The 617-nt window shown below is 68.6% G+C and carries 1 protein-coding gene and 1 pseudogene; both read right to left on the bottom strand.

Features of this window, described 5'->3' with window-relative positions:
- Window positions 1-75, bottom strand: a 75-nt coding sequence (locus A5781_RS25435) for a PPE domain-containing protein (protein ID WP_156622491.1), incomplete at its 3' end; no start/stop codon positions are given.
- A 458-nt stretch (window positions 76-533) separates the two neighbouring features.
- A pseudogene (locus A5781_RS24765) lies at window positions 534-617 on the bottom strand (hypothetical protein); the annotation flags it as partial.

Raw genomic sequence — 617 nt, 5'->3', positions numbered from 1 at the left:
CAACGGCCCCGAACCCGGACCCGCATACATCCGACCGGAATTAACCTCCGGCGGTAACGCCCCGAAGTCAAACACCTACGAACCCCCCCGGCTCGAACGACATGTGTTTCCCTCGCGAGTGTCTATTGGCGTGAAGCGATGGGCTTGTTGCGAAGGCTAGATCGCCGCTGAGCCCCGTCGCTGCTGGCGACGCGACCGCCGGGAGGGAGGCCCCTCGGCGACGGGCGCACAGGAACACGGGCAACGAGACGTTAGCGCCCGCGAGCCGCGCCACTACCTGCGGGGACGACGCGTCGGCCGAGTCGCCATCCACCGGCGATCCGCGAAAGCGTCGGACGATCGACCGCGGTGTGGGTTAAAAATCCGGTCGCAGATAAAGCCCCCGCGACGTTCGCCACGACGGCGGCCTGACGGGTGAGGGCGGGGCGAGGGCTCCGCCGTGCGCGGGCCGTGGGCGCAACGCGAAACACGCTTTAGCGCGACACTTTTCGCGCGCTAAAGCGTGTTCCTACGCTGGCAGAAGCGACCGGTGGCTATCCGGCGAAGGGGGGTCGGGCCATGACGGTGGGGCGGAATCCGTATCGGGGTCCGGCGCCGGCGTGGGTGCCGGTGCCCAT

The sequence above is a fragment of the Mycobacterium sp. 852002-30065_SCH5024008 genome (genome assembly GCF_001665645.1).
Taxonomy (GTDB): Bacteria; Actinomycetota; Actinomycetes; order Mycobacteriales; family Mycobacteriaceae; genus Mycobacterium; species Mycobacterium paraffinicum.
This window is presented reverse-complemented; position numbering and strand designations above follow the sequence as displayed.